12 protein-coding genes and 1 tRNA gene are annotated in these 15,866 nt (G+C 68.8%); 9 read left to right on the forward strand and 4 right to left on the reverse strand.

Features of this window, described 5'->3' with window-relative positions:
- Nucleotides 1–122 precede the first annotated feature (122 nt).
- Nucleotides 123–199, forward strand: a tRNA-Arg gene (locus tag G6N60_RS18860).
- A gap of 70 nt (nucleotides 200–269) precedes the next feature.
- Here the strand turns inward: G6N60_RS18860 and G6N60_RS18865 are convergent.
- Together G6N60_RS18865 and G6N60_RS18870 are read right to left on the reverse strand one after the other, a co-directional pair.
- Nucleotides 270–851, reverse strand: coding sequence for a cadmium resistance transporter (locus tag G6N60_RS18865; RefSeq protein ID WP_163740105.1), 582 nt, complete (start codon nucleotides 849–851; stop codon nucleotides 270–272).
- A 181-nt stretch (nucleotides 852–1,032) separates the two neighbouring features.
- Nucleotides 1,033–5,250, reverse strand: coding sequence for a hypothetical protein (locus tag G6N60_RS18870; protein ID WP_163740107.1), 4,218 nt, complete (start codon nucleotides 5,248–5,250; stop codon nucleotides 1,033–1,035).
- Nucleotides 5,251–5,896: 646 nt separating this feature from the next.
- On the opposite strand from G6N60_RS18870, the gene G6N60_RS18875 reads away from it, so the two are divergent.
- The 4 genes from G6N60_RS18875 (at nucleotide 5,897) to G6N60_RS18890 (ending at nucleotide 9,780) form a co-directional block, all read left to right on the forward strand.
- Nucleotides 5,897–7,078 (forward strand): NAD(P)/FAD-dependent oxidoreductase, encoded by a 1,182-nt coding sequence (locus G6N60_RS18875; protein ID WP_163740109.1) that lies wholly within the window; start codon nucleotides 5,897–5,899, stop codon nucleotides 7,076–7,078.
- A 1-nt stretch (nucleotide 7,079) separates the two neighbouring features.
- Nucleotides 7,080–8,177, forward strand: coding sequence for a spore photoproduct lyase family protein (locus tag G6N60_RS18880; RefSeq protein WP_197746954.1), 1,098 nt, complete (start codon nucleotides 7,080–7,082; stop codon nucleotides 8,175–8,177).
- A gap of 27 nt (nucleotides 8,178–8,204) precedes the next feature.
- Nucleotides 8,205–8,891 carry a GNAT family N-acetyltransferase gene (locus G6N60_RS18885; RefSeq protein ID WP_163740111.1) on the forward strand — a complete coding sequence of 229 codons (687 nt, stop codon included), beginning with the start codon at nucleotides 8,205–8,207 and terminating at the stop codon, nucleotides 8,889–8,891.
- A 109-nt stretch (nucleotides 8,892–9,000) separates the two neighbouring features.
- Nucleotides 9,001–9,780, forward strand: coding sequence for a sulfite exporter TauE/SafE family protein (locus G6N60_RS18890; RefSeq protein ID WP_163740113.1), 780 nt, complete (start codon nucleotides 9,001–9,003; stop codon nucleotides 9,778–9,780).
- A 10-nt stretch (nucleotides 9,781–9,790) separates the two neighbouring features.
- Here the strand turns inward: G6N60_RS18890 and G6N60_RS18895 are convergent, their stop codons facing one another.
- Together G6N60_RS18895 and G6N60_RS18900 are read right to left on the reverse strand one after the other, a co-directional pair.
- Nucleotides 9,791–10,198: a DUF3887 domain-containing protein gene (locus G6N60_RS18895; RefSeq protein ID WP_163740116.1), complete on the reverse strand. Its 408-nt coding sequence runs from the start codon at nucleotides 10,196–10,198 to the stop codon at nucleotides 9,791–9,793.
- Nucleotides 10,199–10,217: 19 nt separating this feature from the next.
- On the reverse strand, nucleotides 10,218–11,543 hold the full coding sequence (locus G6N60_RS18900; RefSeq protein ID WP_163740118.1) for a glycosyltransferase: 1,326 nt from the start codon (nucleotides 11,541–11,543) through the stop codon (nucleotides 10,218–10,220).
- A 195-nt stretch (nucleotides 11,544–11,738) separates the two neighbouring features.
- On the opposite strand from G6N60_RS18900, the gene G6N60_RS18905 reads away from it, so the two are divergent.
- The 4 genes from G6N60_RS18905 to G6N60_RS18920 all read left to right on the forward strand — a co-directional run bounded on the left by G6N60_RS18905 (nucleotide 11,739) and on the right by G6N60_RS18920 (nucleotide 15,852).
- Nucleotides 11,739–13,100 carry an NAD-dependent epimerase/dehydratase family protein gene (locus G6N60_RS18905; RefSeq protein WP_163740120.1) on the forward strand — a complete coding sequence of 454 codons (1,362 nt, stop codon included), beginning with the start codon at nucleotides 11,739–11,741 and terminating at the stop codon, nucleotides 13,098–13,100.
- Nucleotides 13,101–13,143: 43 nt separating this feature from the next.
- Nucleotides 13,144–14,055 carry an SDR family NAD(P)-dependent oxidoreductase gene (locus tag G6N60_RS18910; protein ID WP_163740123.1) on the forward strand — a complete coding sequence of 304 codons (912 nt, stop codon included), beginning with the start codon at nucleotides 13,144–13,146 and terminating at the stop codon, nucleotides 14,053–14,055.
- Between the two features lie 12 nt (nucleotides 14,056–14,067).
- The gene (locus G6N60_RS18915) at nucleotides 14,068–15,372 is read left to right on the forward strand and encodes an alpha/beta hydrolase (RefSeq protein WP_246240843.1); all 1,305 of its coding nucleotides are present in this window, start codon (nucleotides 14,068–14,070) and stop codon (nucleotides 15,370–15,372) included.
- Between the two features lie 63 nt (nucleotides 15,373–15,435).
- A complete protein-coding gene (locus tag G6N60_RS18920; protein ID WP_163740125.1) occupies nucleotides 15,436–15,852 on the forward strand; it encodes a pyridoxamine 5'-phosphate oxidase family protein in 417 nt (138 codons plus the stop codon).
- Nucleotides 15,853–15,866: the final 14 nt, after the last annotated feature.

A 15,866-nucleotide genomic window follows, 5' to 3' on the forward strand; every position in this document is an offset into this window, starting at 1 on the left:
ATCCCCTTTCGTCACCACTGAGTGCGGAGCCCACGCTAGTCGGCGGCTTGTCTGTGCGGGTCGCATTACCGGTGTTGCAAGGCTGTCGGCAGGTGGGATGGAGATAGACTCTCCTGCGCGTTGCCTCCGTAGCTCAGTCGGATAGAGCAAGGGCCTTCTAATCCCTAGGTCGCAGGTTCGATTCCTGCCGGGGGCGCCAGCGTGCGATGGCAGACGTTTCGTCGTGAGGCCTGTGTCGGTCGTGCCGAGGGTGGACACCGTCGCACCCCTCATCCCCCGAGCAGGATCGCGACCCCCACCACGATGAGGACGACCGGCAGTAGGACGTGGCCCCAGCGGCTCAGGAGGCTGGCGATGGCCGGCCGGGTGGCCAGGTACCTGCCGGCGACGAGCAACCCGGCGAGCAGAACGAGGAACACCACCACGTACAGGGCGGTACGGGTGGCCCCGGACGTCGCGAACACCGGCACGTAGACGCCGACGTTGTCACCGCCGTTGGCAAACGTGACAGCCGCGACCGACCACGTCGTCGGTCCGCCGCCGCGGCGCACGCCGTCATCCGCGCTCCGACGGTGGCGCCACGTCTGCCAGGCGGCGTTCAGACCGAGGGTCAGCGGAATGAGGCCGAGGTAGTGGATCGAGGACTCCGGCAAGAACGTCGCGCCGTAGGCGGCGGCCACGGCGATGGCAAGGATGCCGACGAACCCCAGGTACTGGCCGACCGCGATGCGTGCCGTTGCTCCGTCCCTGCCTGCGCCCTGCGCGAAGAACAGGGCCAACATCACCAGATCGTCGACATTGGTGACCGCGAACAGGATTGCCGCCTGTAGGGCTAGACCCAGAGTCGTCATCCCGTCCAATCCGTCGGCTGTCCCGGGCCAGACTCTACGGCCGTGGACGCCCCCGGAGGTTCCCGCTTGGTGATCCCGTCCGATCTGTACCGCTACCTACTCCGCGACGCGTGTCTGACTGACCAATGGGCGGTTCAGACGGGCAGTCGAACCGATCGTCATGGCAGGCGCAAAACCGTTGTCAGGAGCCACTTTTGGGAGTCGTCGGTCGGTCTTCAGCCGGCACTGACGTGGGTTCATCGGAATCGGCCGCCTTACCCGCGGCTGCGCTGGGTCGCGCTGCGCCTCCGCTGTGCGACGCCGCGCTCGGAGCGTCGTCGACGGCCTTGGCGTCTGATGCGTCGCCGTCCCCATCGCCCTCTCGCTCGTCGACGTCGGCGAGTCGGCCGTGTTTCCCGACGCGGTCCTGTTGCTTGAGAGCGTCGACCTCTTCCTTGCTCGAGTGTGCGTCGCTACTGGCGGCATCGAGCGAGCCATCGTCGTGTGAGGCTCCGCTGCCGCGCAGCGGCGTGTCAGAAGCAGCGGCCTTCGAAGCATCGCTGACGTCGCCATCATCGGAGCCATCCGCACTCCGGCTACCGGGAGCGGCGACCGCGTCGGCATCCTTGACTCGAGGAACCTCCACGAAGTCTCGAGCCGTGCGTGCCTCGGGAGCCGTCGACGTCTCAGCTGCGTTCTTGGCAGCCGCCTGACTCTTGGCCAACTCGTAGAGATCCTTTGCACGTCTAGCTCCATCTATCGCCTTGTTTCTGGCGTTCGAGGCGTCGGTCAGTTCGTTCTGATATGGCACCAACCTGGCCAGGTACTCGTCGTTCGTCTGGTTGGTCTGACGGCCTGTGACGGAGGGGTCTTCGTAATCTCGCAGGGCCTTGTCGTATCTCGCCTGAGCATCCGCGAGGGCCTTGTCCGCTGCCTCAGAGGCCTTCCGAGCTTCTTCGACCTTGTCCGAGGCGGCGTTCTTGTCCGCTGCCGCTTTATCGTCGGCCGCTTTCTTGTCCGCGGTGGCCTTCTCATCAGCCGCCTTCTTCTCATCCGCAGCCTTCTCATCTGCAGCCTTCTTGTCTGCCGCGGCCTTTTCGTCAGCAGCCTTCTTCTCGTCGGCCGCATTCTCATCTGCAGCCTTCTTGTCTGCCGCAGCCTTCTCGTCGGCGGCTTTCTTATCAGCGGCAGCTTTCTCGTCAGCAGCCTTCTTCTCAGCTGCAGCCTTGTCCGCGGCAGCCTGGTCGGCCGCAGCCTTCTCGTCGGCGGCTTTCTTATCAGCGGCGGCTTTCTCGTCAGCGGCCTTCTTCTCAGCTGCAGCCTTGTCCGCGGCGGCCTGGTCCGCCGCAGCCTTCTCGTCAGCAGCCTTCTTGTCAGCGGCAGCTTTTTCATCAGCAGCTTTCTTCTCAGCTGCAGCCTTGTCCGCGGCGGCCTGGTCGGCGGCGGCCTTCTCGTCAGCCGCCTTCTTGTCCGCGGCAGCCTTTTCATCAGCGGCCTTCTTCTCAGCTGCAGCCTTGTCCGCGGCAGCCTGGTCCGCCGCAGCCTTCTCGTCAGCCGCCTTCTTGTCCGCGGCAGCCTTTTCATCAGCAGCCTTCTTCTCCGCCGCGGCCTTGTCCGCGGCAGCCTGGTCCGCCGCAGCCTTCTCGTCGGCAGCCTTCTTGTCGGCGGCCGCCTTTTCATCAGCAGCCTTCTTGTCGGCGGCAGCTTTCTCATCAGCGGCCTTCTTGTCCGCTGCGGCCTTGTCCGCGGCAGCCTGGTCCGCCGCGGCCTTCTCGTCGGCAGCCTTCTTGTCCGCGGCAGCTTTCTCATCAGCGGCCTTCTTGTCCGCTGCGGCCTTGTCCGCGGCAGCCTGGTCCGCCGCAGCCTTCTCGTCAGCAGCCTTCTTCTCGTCGGCCGCCTTCTCATCTGCAGCCTTCTTGTCCGCGGCGGCCTTGTCCGCGGCGGCCTTGTCCGCGGCGGCCTTCTCGTCGGCAGCCTTCTTGTCGGCGGCGGCTTTTTCATCGGCAGCCTTCTTGTCCGCGGCGGCCTGGTCGGCGGCGGCCTTCTCGTCAGCAGCCTTCTTGTCCGCGGCAGCTTTCTCATCAGCGGCCTTCTCGTCGGCAGCCTTCTTGTCCGCCGCGGCCTTGTCCGCGGCAGCCTGGTCCGCCGCAGCCTTCTCGTCAGCAGCCTTCTTGTCCGCGGCAGCCTTTTCATCAGCGGCCTTCTTGTCCGCGGCGGCCTTGTCCGCGGCAGCCTGGTCCGCCGCAGCCTTCTCGTCGGCAGCTTTCTTATCGGCGGCGGCCTTCTCATCAGCAGCCTTCTTATCGGCGGCAGCTTTCTCATCAGCGGCCTTCTTCTCAGCTGCAGCCTTGTCCGCGGCGGCCTGGTCAGCCGCGGCCTTCTCGTCGGCCGCCTTCTTCTCGTCAGCAGCCTTCTTCTCGTCAGCGGCTTTTTCGTCAGCAGCCTTCTTGTCCGCGGCAGCCTTTTCATCAGCGGCCTTCTTATCGGCTGCGGCCTTGTCCGCGGCAGCCTGGTCCGCCGCAGCCTTCTCGTCAGCAGCCTTCTTCTCGTCGGCCGCCTTCTTCTCGTCGGCCGCTTTCTCATCAGCAGCCTTCTTATCGGCGGCAGCTTTCTCATCAGCGGCCTTCTTGTCCGCGGCGGCCTTGTCCGCGGCAGCCTGGTCCGCCGCAGCCTTCTCGTCAGCAGCTTTCTTATCGGCGGCGGCCTTCTCATCAGCAGCCTTCTTGTCCGCGGCGGCTTTTTCATCAGCAGCCTTCTTCTCAGCTGCAGCCTTGTCCGCGGCGGCCTGGTCAGCCGCGGCCTTCTCGTCAGCAGCCTTCTTCTCGTCAGCAGCCTTCTTCTCGTCAGCAGCCTTCTTCTCGTCGGCCGCCTTCTCATCAGCAGCCTTCTTGTCCGCCGCGGCTTTGTCCGCGGCAGCCTGGTCCGCCGCAGCCTTCTCGTCGGCGGCTTTCTTATCGGCGGCGGCTTTTTCATCAGCGGCCTTCTTCTCGGCTGCGGCCTTGTCCGCGGCAGCCTGGTCGGCCGCGGCCTTCTCGTCGGCGGCCTTCTTGTCGGCGGCAGCTTTCTCGTCAGCAGCCTTCTTCTCAGCTGCAGCCTTGTCCGCGGCAGCCTGGTCCGCCGCGGCCTTCTCGTCGGCAGCCTTCTTCTCGTCGGCAGCCTTCTTCTCGTCGGCCGCCTTCTCATCTGCAGCCTTCTTGTCCGCTGCGGCCTTGTCCGCGGCAGCCTGGTCCGCCGCAGCCTTCTCGTCGGCAGCCTTCTTCTCGTCGGCCGCCTTCTCATCTGCAGCCTTCTTCTCAGCTGCGGCCTTGTCCGCGGCAGCCTGGTCCGCCGCAGCCTTCTCGTCAGCAGCCTTCTTATCGTCAGCAGCCTTCTTCTCGTCAGCAGCCTTTTTCTCGTCAGCAGCCTTCTTCTCGTCGGCCGCCTTCTCATCTGCAGCCTTCTTGTCCGCCGCGGCCTTGTCCGCGGCAGCCTGGTCCGCCGCAGCCTTCTCGTCAGCAGCCTTCTTATCGGCGGCGGCTTTTTCATCAGCAGCCTTCTTGTCCGCTGCGGCCTTGTCCGCAGCAGCCTGATCCGCTGCAGCCTTCTCGTCAGCGGCTTTCTTATCGGCGGCGGCCTTTTCGTCAGCAGCCTTCTTCTCATCGGCTGCCTTCTTCTCATCGGCTGCCTTCTTCTCGTCGGCCGCCTTCTCATCTGCAGCCTTCTTGTCCGCCGCAGCCTTCTCGTCGGCGGCTTTCTTATCGGCGGCGGCTTTTTCATCAGCGGCCTTCTTCTCGGCTGCGGCCTTGTCCGCGGCGGCCTGGTCGGCCGCAGCTTTCTCGTCAGCAGCCTTCTTGTCCGCGGCCGCCTTTTCATCTGCAGCCTTCTTCTCAGCTGCCGCCTTGTCCGCCGCCGCCTTGTCCGCCGCGTCCTTATCTGCAGCAGCCTTGTCCGCCGCAGCCTTCTCGTCGGCAGCCTTCTTGTCCGCCGCAGCCTTCTCGTCAGCAGCCTTCTTCTCAGCCGCAGCTTTCTCGTCAGCAGCCTTCTTGTCCGCGGCCGCCTTATCATCTGCAGCCTTCTTCTCAGCTGCCGCTTTGTCCGCCGCCGCCTTGTCCGCCGCGTCCTTATCTGCAGCAGCCTTGTCCGCGGCAGCCTTGTCGTCAGCAGCCTTCTTGTCGGCCGCAGCCTTCTCAGCGGCCGCCTTCTTGTCATCCGCAGACTTCTTGGCGGCAGCCGCCTTCTTCTCGTCAGCCGCCTTCTTCTCGTCAGCCGCCTTCTTCTCGTCCGCTGCCTGCTTATTGGCCTTGCCCGCATCAGAGCCCGTAGGCGGCAGAAGGTGTTTCACCGCTTGGGCGAGTGCATCGCCGATTTCCTTGAACGGATCCTTGAACCCGGGAGGTGCCTTCAGCCAACCGTTGTTGATTGCCAGACTGAACGGGTACACGCTGTGCGCCTTCGCGTTTGGCCCCAGGCCGATCGCCAGACTCAGGGGCGCACTCTTGCAGCCATACCCGAGATTGAAACCGGAGAACGAAACGCACGTGGCCGCTGCTTCCGGGGCGGCGCCCACTGCGGTACCCACCAACGTACTGGTGGTCACGGCCCCCGAGATCAGCGCCAATGTGCGAATGGCTCGCTTGCTTCCAGCCCGGTGCTTGGCCATCGACCTTCTCTTCTTCAGTATGAATACGACTGATGCAGACCTGCATCAACGCGAAAAGGTAACAGCGGCAACACGAATCGTCTGAGGCGCAATTGAACAGCGATACGACGCGGGCGGGCGACCAGGATGGCCGAGTGGCCGCTCGACCGGTCGGGATCATCCGAGCCCTGGGCCGGCGATCGGCCTGCGGCCCAAAGTGAATTTGGTTGCCGAAGAACGCGATCCGGTCACGACGTAAGAATGCAGGGAGCGCCCTGGCGTCACCACGGGCGAAGAACCCCATCACACGTCAACCGTGTCCGTCTCCCCACCCGCGGCGTCCGCGGCATTTGCACACCCCGCCGAGCAAGCGAGCCCACGAGCCCGGCCGCAGCGGCGGCACCCCGTGCTGGGGATTCAGGAGCGTCGATGCGGGTAAGGGCTACACATGCAGCCCGCCAGCACCTTCTTCGACGTTCTCATCGTCGGCGGCGGCAATGCCGGAATCAGCGCTGCCGCGCTTCTCCTCCGACGCGGCATCACCAACGTCGCCGTCATCGAACCCCAACTCGTCCACACCTACCGCCCGCTACTGTCCTACGTCGGCGCCGGTGAGGCGTCGCTCGACCGCGCCGAACGCACGCAGCGCTCAGTGACGCCCAAGGGGTGCAGGTGGATTCGCGATGCCGCGGTCGCCGTGGACGCGACCGAGCACACGGTGCGCTGTGCCAGCGGCGCGGTCTACGGCTACCGCGACCTCGTGCTCGGCACCGGCCTGGTGCCCGACGACGAGGCACTGCCGGGCAGCTGCTCCGCAGCCGCCTCGCCTGCGGTTTCCAGCAACTACCTCGATCGCGCTGAGAAGACGTGGCAGCTGGTGCGGTCCATGCGACGCGGCCAGCATGCCGTGTTCACCGTGCCGCGCCCCCCGGTGAGCTGCACGGGCACGACGATCAAGCCGCTGTTCCTCGCCGCCGCCCGCTGGAGGGGGCTCGGCGTCGACATCACCCTGGTCATCGACCGACCCCATCTGCTCGGTGTGCCCGACCTGGATCGCAGGCTGCAGCGGGCGCTCGACGACCACGGCGTTCGGGTGCTGCACGGCACCGCGGTCACGGCGCTGCACCCCGAGCGGAACGCGGTGACGGTGAGCGGACCGACGGGCACCACCGACGTCGGCTACGACATGCTGCATCTCGTCCCGCCCTTCCGCGGACCGGATTGGGTGTGTGATTCCGGTCTGGCCGCCGACGGCCTCGGGCTGGTCGACGTCGACCCGCGCACGTTCCGTCATCGCGCCCACCCCGACGTCTGGGCCGCCGGCGACGGCGCGACGGTGGACACCGACCCGTCCGGCGGAGCGTTGCGCCGGCAGGTCAAGATCCTCGTCGGCAACCTGCTCGCCGCACGCGCCGGCGACGGTTTCGAGGAGTACGACGGGTACACCGTGGCGCCGATCGCCACCGACGCCCACCGACTGATCGCCGCCGAGTTCGACCGCACGGGGACGGTGACGTCGTCGCTGCCGTCGGTCCTCGACCCTCTGAAGCCACGGCGTAGCGCGTGGGCGTTCGATCGCTACGCCCTGCCGCAGAGCTATTGGCACCTGATTCTGAAGGGTCGTATCTGAGATGACCATGCCCGCGTCGACCGCCGACGCACCCGTGCTGTGGGTACCGTCGCGGGTGCTCGTCACCCGCTCGGCCGCCGAACTCCCCCACGGCGCCGACATCGTCGCGCGCTGTGAAGCCGCCGGTGTCAACGACATTGAGCTGCTCTCGGGCGATCGTCTTCCGTCGTTGAAGGGTGAGGACGAGCGGTCGACCTACGCCATGGCCAAGCGCACGCTGGCGGTGGTGGTCGCACCACCGTCGAAGCTTCGGCCCCAACCCATTCCGCCCAGCGCCGACTGGCGCATCGACCTCGCCACCGGATGCCCGGGCCATTGCCAGTACTGCTACCTCGCCGGCTCGCTGTCCGGGCCGCCGATCACGCGGGTGTATGCGAATCTGCCCGAACTCCTGTCGCAGATGGACGATTACGTGGGGCAGGGCACCGTCACGTCGGCCTCGATCGACCGCGCCGACGAAGGAACGACCTTCGAGGTGTCGTGCTACACCGATCCCCTTGCGCTGGAGCATCTCTCGGGTTCTCTGTCGACGACGATCAGACACGTCGGCGAGCACTCCTGGGCCGGGCCCGTCGGGCTGCGCTTCACCACGAAGTACGACAACGTCGCGCCGCTGCTCGACCTCCCGCACGGTCGCCGGACCCGCGTTCGCGTGTCGGTCAACGCCGACGAGATCGCCGGCCGCTTCGAAGGCGGTACGGCGCGGCTGCCCAAGCGCATTCACGCGCTGAGGCGTCTGGGCCTGGCGGGCTACCGCATCGGTCTGACCATCGCGCCGATCATGCCCGTTCCGGATTGGCGGGAGGGCTACGGCGCCCTGCTCGCCGACGTCGCCGAGGCCGTCGCCGACGTCCCCGATCTGGACCTGACGGTCGAATGCATCACCCACCGCTTCACCGCCATCAGCAAGGACGTGCTGACCGGCTGGTACCCGAGGACCAAGCTCGAGATGGACGAGCCCAGTCGCACGCGCAAGTTCGGCAAGTTCGGCGCCGCGAAGTACGTCTACCCCAAGGACACGATGTCCGAGCTGCGGTCGTGGTTCACGGCCGAACTCGAGCAGACCCTGCCGCAGGCCCGGCTCCTGTACTGGACGTGATCGCCGGGGTTGGTAGCGTCCCGTGCGATGTCTGACGACCCACTGGACAACCCCGTCTACGCCTCGCTGACCGGTCCGCACGCACACTTCGCCCGCCGGCTCGAGCACTCCGCGCGCTATCCCACCGAGGTCGCGGCCTTCGCCGGATTCGCCGGACCGCCGTCGGCCGACGACTGGGCCGACATGGCCGAGATATCAAGGCCTGCAAGCGTTCTCCTACTGACCGGCGTCACGGGCGACCCGCCTCCCGACTGGCAGGTCGTCGACCGCATCCCCGGTGTCCAACTGGTCGACGACGGCGTGGTCGCGGCTGCGGACGCCGACGCCGTGCGGCTGGGTCCCGACGACGTGCCCGAGATGATGGCGCTGGTCGAGAGGACCCGGCCGGGGCCGTTCTTCGCGCGCACGATCGAACTCGGCACGTACCTCGGCGTGCGCCGCGGCGGCAGGCTCGTCGCGATGGCGGGCGAACGGATGCACCCGCCGGGACACACCGAGATCAGCGCGGTGTGCACTGCCCCCGAGCACCGCGGCCAGGGACTGTCCACGCGGCTGGTGCATGCCGTCGCCCACCAGATCCACGCCAGGGGCGAGACGCCGTTCCTGCACGCCTCGGCGTCCAACGAGAACGCCATCCGGCTCTACCGGTCGCTGGGGTTCCGGTTGGTTCGAACGCCGACGTTCCTCGCCGTCCGCGTGCCACCGACGCGCTGACCGTGCGGCGTGTCGTCGCTCAGGTCAACCGATCTCGACGGCTACCCGCACACTCGGCGCACGGACCCGGCGTCCAGGTTGCCCCAGCCGACGCCCGTACGCTGTCGCGATGCCCGTGCACGAGATCGTCTTCATCGCACTCGCCGCATTCGGGGCAGGTGCGATCAACGTCGTCGCCGGTTCGGGCACGCTGATCACCTTTCCCACGCTCGTCGCGTTCGGCTTCGACCCGGTGGTCGCCACCATCTCCAACGGCATCGGCCTGGTGCTCGGCAACGTCTCGGGGGTGTGGGGCTACCGGCGGGAGCTCAGCGGCCAGTGGCCGCGGCTGCGCTGGCAGATTCCGGCGGTCGGGGTCGGCGCGGTGATCGGGTCGTTCCTGCTGCTGCTCCTGCCGGTCAGCACGTTCCTCGCGGTGGTGCCGGTGCTGCTGGTGCTGTCGCTGATCCTCGTCGTGACGGGTCCGCGCATTCAGCGGTGGGCGCGCAGGCATGCCGAGGAGAAGGGCGAGTCGGCCGAGGAACTGTCGCGCAACCGGATGGCGACCCTGACCGGTGGCAACTTCCTGGTCGGCATCTACGGCGGCTACTTCACCGCCGCCCAGGGCATCATGCAGATCGCGCTCATGGGCGCGCTGCTTCCCGAGTCGATGCAGCGGATGAACGCGACCAAGAACGTCCTCACCCTCGTCGCCAACGTCGTCTCGGCCATCGCCTACGTCGCGCTGGCCGCCGGCCGGGTCGACTGGCCGGCGGCGATCATCATCGCGGCGGGCTCGTTCATCGGGGGCCTCGCGGGCGCACGGTGGGGGCGCCTGCTCTCCCCCACGGCCCTGCGCGCGGTCATCGTCGTCGTCGGCCTCGTCGGTCTGTGGCGTCTGCTCTTCTAGACCGCCGGCCTCACGGAACGGGGACGCCCTCCTTGAGGAAGTACAGGCCCGAGACGGTGCCGTCGCCGTGGACGGACAGCCGGAACTGCCCGGGCCGATTCGCCATCTGCAGGGGCACGTTCACGACGGTGAGGTCATCGCGCGGCGTGTCCTGCGGGTCGCCGTGGGACTGGTAACCACCCTGCAATTGCTGATAGGCACTCCAGGCCTGGCCGAGCATGTTCGGGGGCAAGCGCTTCTGCAGCGTCGGGTCGAACGGGGCGGCCGCCGCCACGAAGTCGCCGGCCACGATGTGGTCCAGGGTGGCCAGCGCCAGCTCGTCGGGGGTCGCGGCGGCCGCGGGCGGTGCCAGCGCGCCGGCTCCGAGGAGGGCGGCCGCGACGCCGACGACGAGGGTGCGCAGGGGACGGGACGACATGACCGACATGCTAGGCCCGCTATACCGACGAGTCGGCCGTGTCGAGTCCGGCCAACACGTCGTCGATGGTGTCAAAGGGCGTCGTCCCCGCCATGTCGCGGCTGATGCGCCCGGCCGCCGCGTGGTAGCGATCCGTCGACATGATGCGCTGCACGGCGTCGGCGATCGCGTCGGGCGTCGGCCGGTCGGTCTTGAGGTCGATGCCCGCGCCGATGAACTCGATCCTGGCGGCGATCTCGGGCTTGTCCGCCGTGCGACCCGCCACGATCAGGGGGATGCCGTGCAGCAACGCGTGCTGCACGCCGCCGTAGCCCCCGTTGGTGATCATGATGTCGACGTGCGGCAGCAGGGCACCGTAGGGCACGTAGTCGGTCATCACGGCATTCGCTGGGACGGATCCGGCGAACGACGGCTGATCGGGTAGCCCCGAGGTGGCGATCACCAGGACGTCGTCGCGGTCGGCCAGCGCATCGAGCGTCGGCTGCAGCAGCTGACCATGGTCGCGGTTGTCCCAGGTGCCCTGGGTGACGTGCACGACCGTCCTGTCGCACGCCGCGCCGGACCGCCACGACGGGAGACCGTCCACCTCCCCGGCGGGGGCCACGCCTGCGGGATCCACGTCGACGAGGTGCTCGGCGATCACCGGACCGGTGAACGTCACCGACGACGGCAGATCCCGCCGCGGGTACTCCGTGCCGGGCACGGTGAGCTGCAGCATGCGGTCGGCCAGCTTGGGCCAGTCGGTCAGGAACACCGGTGACGGCGCGGCGCCGACGCTGCGCAGCGCGGCGTTCAGGCGCGACTGCACGTCGGCGAACAACACGTTCTGGACGAACCAGTTCATGGACCCGTAACCGAGCCACGACCGGGGATGCCAGCCGATGCCGAAGGACGGGGTGTCGACGCTGGAGAGCATGAGCGGTCCGACGCCGCACACCACCAGCGGCGGACGACTGCCCTCGATCAGCAGCAGCGGAAGCGCTCCGGTGAAGGCCATGTCGACCAGCACCGCGTCGACGGGCGCGGCGTCCAGCTGAGCCCGCAGTCCGCGGTACTGCGCGGCCAGCGGCTCGATGAACATGGCCCGCATGTCGGTCCGTCCTGACAACCACAGATCCACCATCGGCGGCGACTTCAGCAGCGTCGAGTGATACCGCGGCGGCTGCGGCTGGGCGTCGGCGGGCAGCGCCGCCGCCGTGATGCCGAACCGACTGATCGCGCCGTCGAACTGGGCTCCGCTGAGGAAGGTGACGTCGTGGCCGCGACGGTGGAGGTCGGCGGCGATGCCCAGCATCGGCATCACGTGTCCGGCGAGCGGACTGGCGGCCACCAGATAGCGCGCCACGTCACACTCCTTCGCCACTCTCGGATCGACCTCGACTGCCACGATAGCTGGGAGCCATACCGCCGCCATGGAGCGAATGCCCGCTGCCACGGCCGTCGACACCACGCGAAGCTCAGTTTGCCGGGACCGACGGCGGGTATGTCGCCAGCACATGAACACTTCACGATCGGTCCCCGTCGCGCGGCCCCTGCCGTCATGACGGCCGCGCCAACGCGGGTGGTGGTGACCGGCGCCTCGGGCAACGTCGGGTCGGGTGTCCTGCGCGCACTCGCCGCCCAGCTGCCCGACGTCGAGGTCGTCGGCGTCTGCCGGCGGCCGCCCACCGAGGGCGCGATCTACGAGCGCGTTCGGTGGCATGCGGTCGACCTGTCCGCCCCCGATGCCGCCGCGCGTCTGGCTCCGGCGATGCAGGGCGCGGACGCCGTCATCCACCTCGCGCTCGCCGTCCGCCCGGTCCGTGACGAGGAATACCTCTACCGCGCCAATGTCCTTGGCTCGCAAGCGGTTCTGACGGCCATGGCGTCGGCCGGGATCGACCAGCTGGTCTACGCGTCGAGCCTCGGCATCTACGCCGCGGGGGCGACGGCGCCGGTGCGCGAGGACTGGCCCGACACCGGGCAGGCGACGTCGATCTACAGCCGCCACAAGGTCGTCGTCGAGCGCATCCTCGACCAGTTCGAGCTCGAGCATCCCGAGATCGCGGTGGCCCGCTTCCGTCCGACCGTCGTCGTGCAGCGCGAGGCGGCGTGGCTGATCCGCTCGCTCTACCTCGGGCCCTTCATCCCCAGGACGCTGCTGGAGCTGATGCGCGATCGCCGGCTGCCCGTCCTGCCGCTGCCCGCGGGTCTCGGCCTGCAGTTCGTGCATGCCGACGACGTGGGCGACGCCGTGATCCGACTGCTGACGCAGCGGGCCGAGGGCTCCTTCAACGTGGCCGCCGACGCGTTGGACACCCGTGAGGTCGCGGCCCTCGTCGGCGCGCGCCCCGTCGAGCTGAACCCGGGCTTGGTGCGGCGCATGGTCTCGGCGCTCAGCGGCGCCCGCGTCGTGGCGGTGACTCCCGGCTGGTACGACGTCGCCACCAACACCCCGCTGATGGACACCTCGAAGGCGCGCGACGAGTTGGGTTGGGAGCCGACGCGGTCCTCGACGAGCAGCGCGCTGGAACTGCTCGACGGCCTGGCCGAGGGCGCCACCGGATTGAGCGCCGCGACGGGACGAGACGACAAGTCCGCCACCGTGATTCGCGAGCGGGTACAGCGCGCCCACGACGTCAGCCTGCTGCTCTGGGGCGCGACGGCGTTCGCCCGCGCGCTCGGGGTCAGGCACGCGTGGGCACCGCAGGCCGTGGCCGCGGCGACGAACCTCGCCGCCGGCACGCCGATGGCGCTGGAGCGGGTGCGCGAGCGGCGTCGCGACCCCGTCGCGCTGATCGCCCCCGTGGCCGTCATGGCGGCCGTGGGCACCAGCTTGCGCGGCGGTTGGGCGCCGGTCGCCGCGACCGCCGTCCTGCAGCTGCTCAATGCGAGCGAACGGCGTCGCGCCGCGGTGACATGATCGGCTTCCTCCCGCGAGGGATGTGCAATGAGGTGACGAGGACATGAATCAGATTGAGCCAGTTGAGGTTTCGCAGGTAGTAGTGGTCACCGGCGCCTCCTCGGGAATTGGCAGGGAGACCGCCATTCGCTTCGCGGGCAGGCACGCGCGCCTCGCGCTGGCCGCCCGCTCGGAGGAGACGCTCGAGGAGGTCGCCGAGGAATGCCGGGCGGCCGGCGCCGCCGGAGTGCTGGTGCATCCCACCGACATCGCCGACGCCCAGCAGGTGCAGAGTCTCTTCGACGCGGCCATCACCGAGTTCGGCCGGATCGACGTCGCGGCGCAATGCGCGGCGATCACGGCGTTCGGCCGGTTCGAGGACGTCCCCGTCGAGGTGTTCGACGGCATCGTGCGGACGAACCTCCTCGGCGCCGCGAACGTCGCGAGGGCGGCGCTGGCGCACTTCCAGTCGGAGGGGTCCGGGCACCTCGTGCTGGTGGGCTCGCTGCTGGGCCGCACGGCCGTGCCGTTCCAATCCGCCTACGTGGTGAGCAAGTTCGCGCTGCGCGGGTTGGTCCGCGTCCTGCGACAGGAGAACCGCCGCTTCCCCGGAATCCGGGTGCACGGCATCTACCCTGGTCCGGTGGACACCCCGGTGTACAGCACGGCGGGCAACTACTTCGGCCGCGCGCCGAGAGTCCCACCCACCGCGGTGTCGCCCGGCACGATCGTCGGCGCCATCGTCCGCGCCACCGACGGCCGCCGCTCCAGCGAGCGCCAGGTCGGCTGGATGAACCGGCCGGCGATCTTCACCTACGCCGTACTGCCCGCTCTCTTCGATGCGGTCATCGGGCCGTTCCTGCGGGTGGTGGCCTTCACGTCCGGACCCGTCGAGTCGACGTCGGGCAACGTGTTCGACCCACCGCCTACCCCGGGCGGCCGCGCGAGCGACGGCGCCGCCCGCCCCGCGGGCTGACCGCCCTCGCCCATGACGGCACTGGGGTTCGCCGCCGCATCCCCGTCGCTGATGGACGGTTGGCTGCCGGTCACCGCCCAGGTGGTGACCGCGGTGCTCCTGTTCGCAGCGGTCGGCTACCGGTCGCGGCGCTGGCTGGTGGTGGGCATGCCCGCGCTGGTGGCCCTCGGGGTCGCGGCGGCGCTCGTCGCGCACTCGGTGTTCACGACCCTCGGGCTGGCGAGCGAACCGGCGCCGCTCGCGTTGTGGGTCTGGGTGGCGCTGACGGCGCTGGCGCTGGGCAACCTGGTGGCGGGATGGCGCGGTGACGGGTGGGCGCGGCGCAACCTCTGCGCACTGGCCACCTCGCTGTGCCTGTTGAGCACCGGCCTGACCATCAACGGCTGGATCGGGTACTTCCCGACGGTCTACACCGCGTGGAATCAGCTGACGTCGGGCCCGCTGCCCGACGAGACGGACTGGGCCGCGGTACGGGAGCGTCAGCGGGTGGCCGACGGGTCGGGTCCCGGCGCGGTGCTGAAGATCGACACCGGTTCCGCCGCATCGGGTTTCACGCATCGCACCGAATACGTCTACCTTCCGCCCGCCTGGTTTCGCACGACCCCGCCGCCACCGCTGCCGACGGTCATGATGATCGGCGGTCAGTTCAACACCCCGGGTGACTGGCTGCGCGCCGGTGACGCCGTAGCGACGTTGGACGCCTTCGCGACGCAACACGGCGGCAACGCTCCGGTCGCGGTGTTCGTCGATCCCAACGGCTCGTTCGCCAACGACACCGAGTGCGTCAACGGCTCCCGCGGCAACGCGGCCGACCACCTCACCAAGGACGTCGTGCCGCACGTGATCGCGGCATTCGGCACCAGCCCGCGCCGGTCGGACTGGGGCGTCGTCGGCTTCTCCAGTGGCGGGACGTGCGCGGTCGACCTCACCGTGATGCATCCGGAGCTCTTCAGCGCCTTCGTCGACGTCGCGGGCGATCTCGGCCCGAACGCGGGTGACCGGGAGCAGACGATCGACCGCCTCTTCGGCGGCGACGCGCAGGCGTGGTCGCGGTTCGACCCCGTCACGGCGATGGCGAGACACGGACGGTACACCGGTGTCGCCGGGCTGTTCGTCGTCCCCGAGCCCGACGAGAAGAGCGCGCGGATCGCCCGCACCCTCTGCGATGCGGGCACCGCCCAGGGCATCACCTGCGCGGTGGTCGCGCGTCCGGGTCGCCACGTCTGGCCGTTCGGAAGTACCGCGTTCGCAACGACGTTGCCCTGGTTGGCCGCCACGATCCGAACGCCGGGGGTACCGCCCGCCCCCGTCCCGTGACGCGCGGAACACGTTTCGCACCGATGCCGCTCACCCGGCCGTGGCGCTCACTACGGTGGCAGGGTGGCCGCGCCGATGTTCACCGAACGTGAATACCGGCACCTGCACGCCCGCGGGCGGGGCAGGCTGACGAGCATCGGGCCCGGCGACACCCCGCAGATCCATCCGGTCACCTTCGTCGTCGCCTCGGCGTCGGCCTGCGTCGAGGTCTTCGGCCGGCACCTGCGCGATACGCAGAAGTACCGGAACCTGAGGCGGGACCCCCGGGTGACGCTGGTCGTCGACGACGGTTCGTCCCCGCCGCTCGGGCCCGACCGCGAGCGGGGCCAGGTCGTCGAGATACACGGCGTCGCGGAGCTCGCCGAAGCCGCCTGGCCCGCCGAGCGCGGGTACGGCACCGACATCGTCCGCGTCCGCCCGATCCGCGTCGACGCGTGGAATCTCGACACCCCCGGACATTCCTCCCGCTTCGTGGACTGAACCTGAACGGCCGC

The organism is Mycolicibacterium madagascariense (genome assembly GCF_010729665.1).
In the GTDB taxonomy this organism is placed as follows: domain Bacteria; phylum Actinomycetota; class Actinomycetes; order Mycobacteriales; family Mycobacteriaceae; genus Mycobacterium; species Mycobacterium madagascariense.

Excerpts from the sequence above, each read along its gene's own strand:
- G6N60_RS18890 (WP_163740113.1), top strand. The coding sequence starts at position 9,001 with ATGCCCGTGCACGAGATCGTCTTCATCGCACTCGCCGCATTCGGGGCA.
- G6N60_RS18880 (WP_197746954.1), top strand. The coding sequence starts at position 7,080 with ATGACCATGCCCGCGTCGACCGCCGACGCACCCGTGCTGTGGGTACCG.
- G6N60_RS18875 (WP_163740109.1), top strand. The coding sequence starts at position 5,897 with ATGCAGCCCGCCAGCACCTTCTTCGACGTTCTCATCGTCGGCGGCGGC.
- G6N60_RS18895 (WP_163740116.1), bottom strand. The coding sequence starts at position 10,198 with ATGTCGTCCCGTCCCCTGCGCACCCTCGTCGTCGGCGTCGCGGCCGCC.
- G6N60_RS18885 (WP_163740111.1), top strand. The coding sequence starts at position 8,205 with ATGTCTGACGACCCACTGGACAACCCCGTCTACGCCTCGCTGACCGGT.
- G6N60_RS18915 (WP_246240843.1), top strand. The coding sequence starts at position 14,068 with ATGACGGCACTGGGGTTCGCCGCCGCATCCCCGTCGCTGATGGACGGT.
- G6N60_RS18910 (WP_163740123.1), top strand. The coding sequence starts at position 13,144 with ATGAATCAGATTGAGCCAGTTGAGGTTTCGCAGGTAGTAGTGGTCACC.
- G6N60_RS18905 (WP_163740120.1), top strand. The coding sequence starts at position 11,739 with ATGACGGCCGCGCCAACGCGGGTGGTGGTGACCGGCGCCTCGGGCAAC.
- G6N60_RS18865 (WP_163740105.1), bottom strand. The coding sequence starts at position 851 with ATGACGACTCTGGGTCTAGCCCTACAGGCGGCAATCCTGTTCGCGGTC.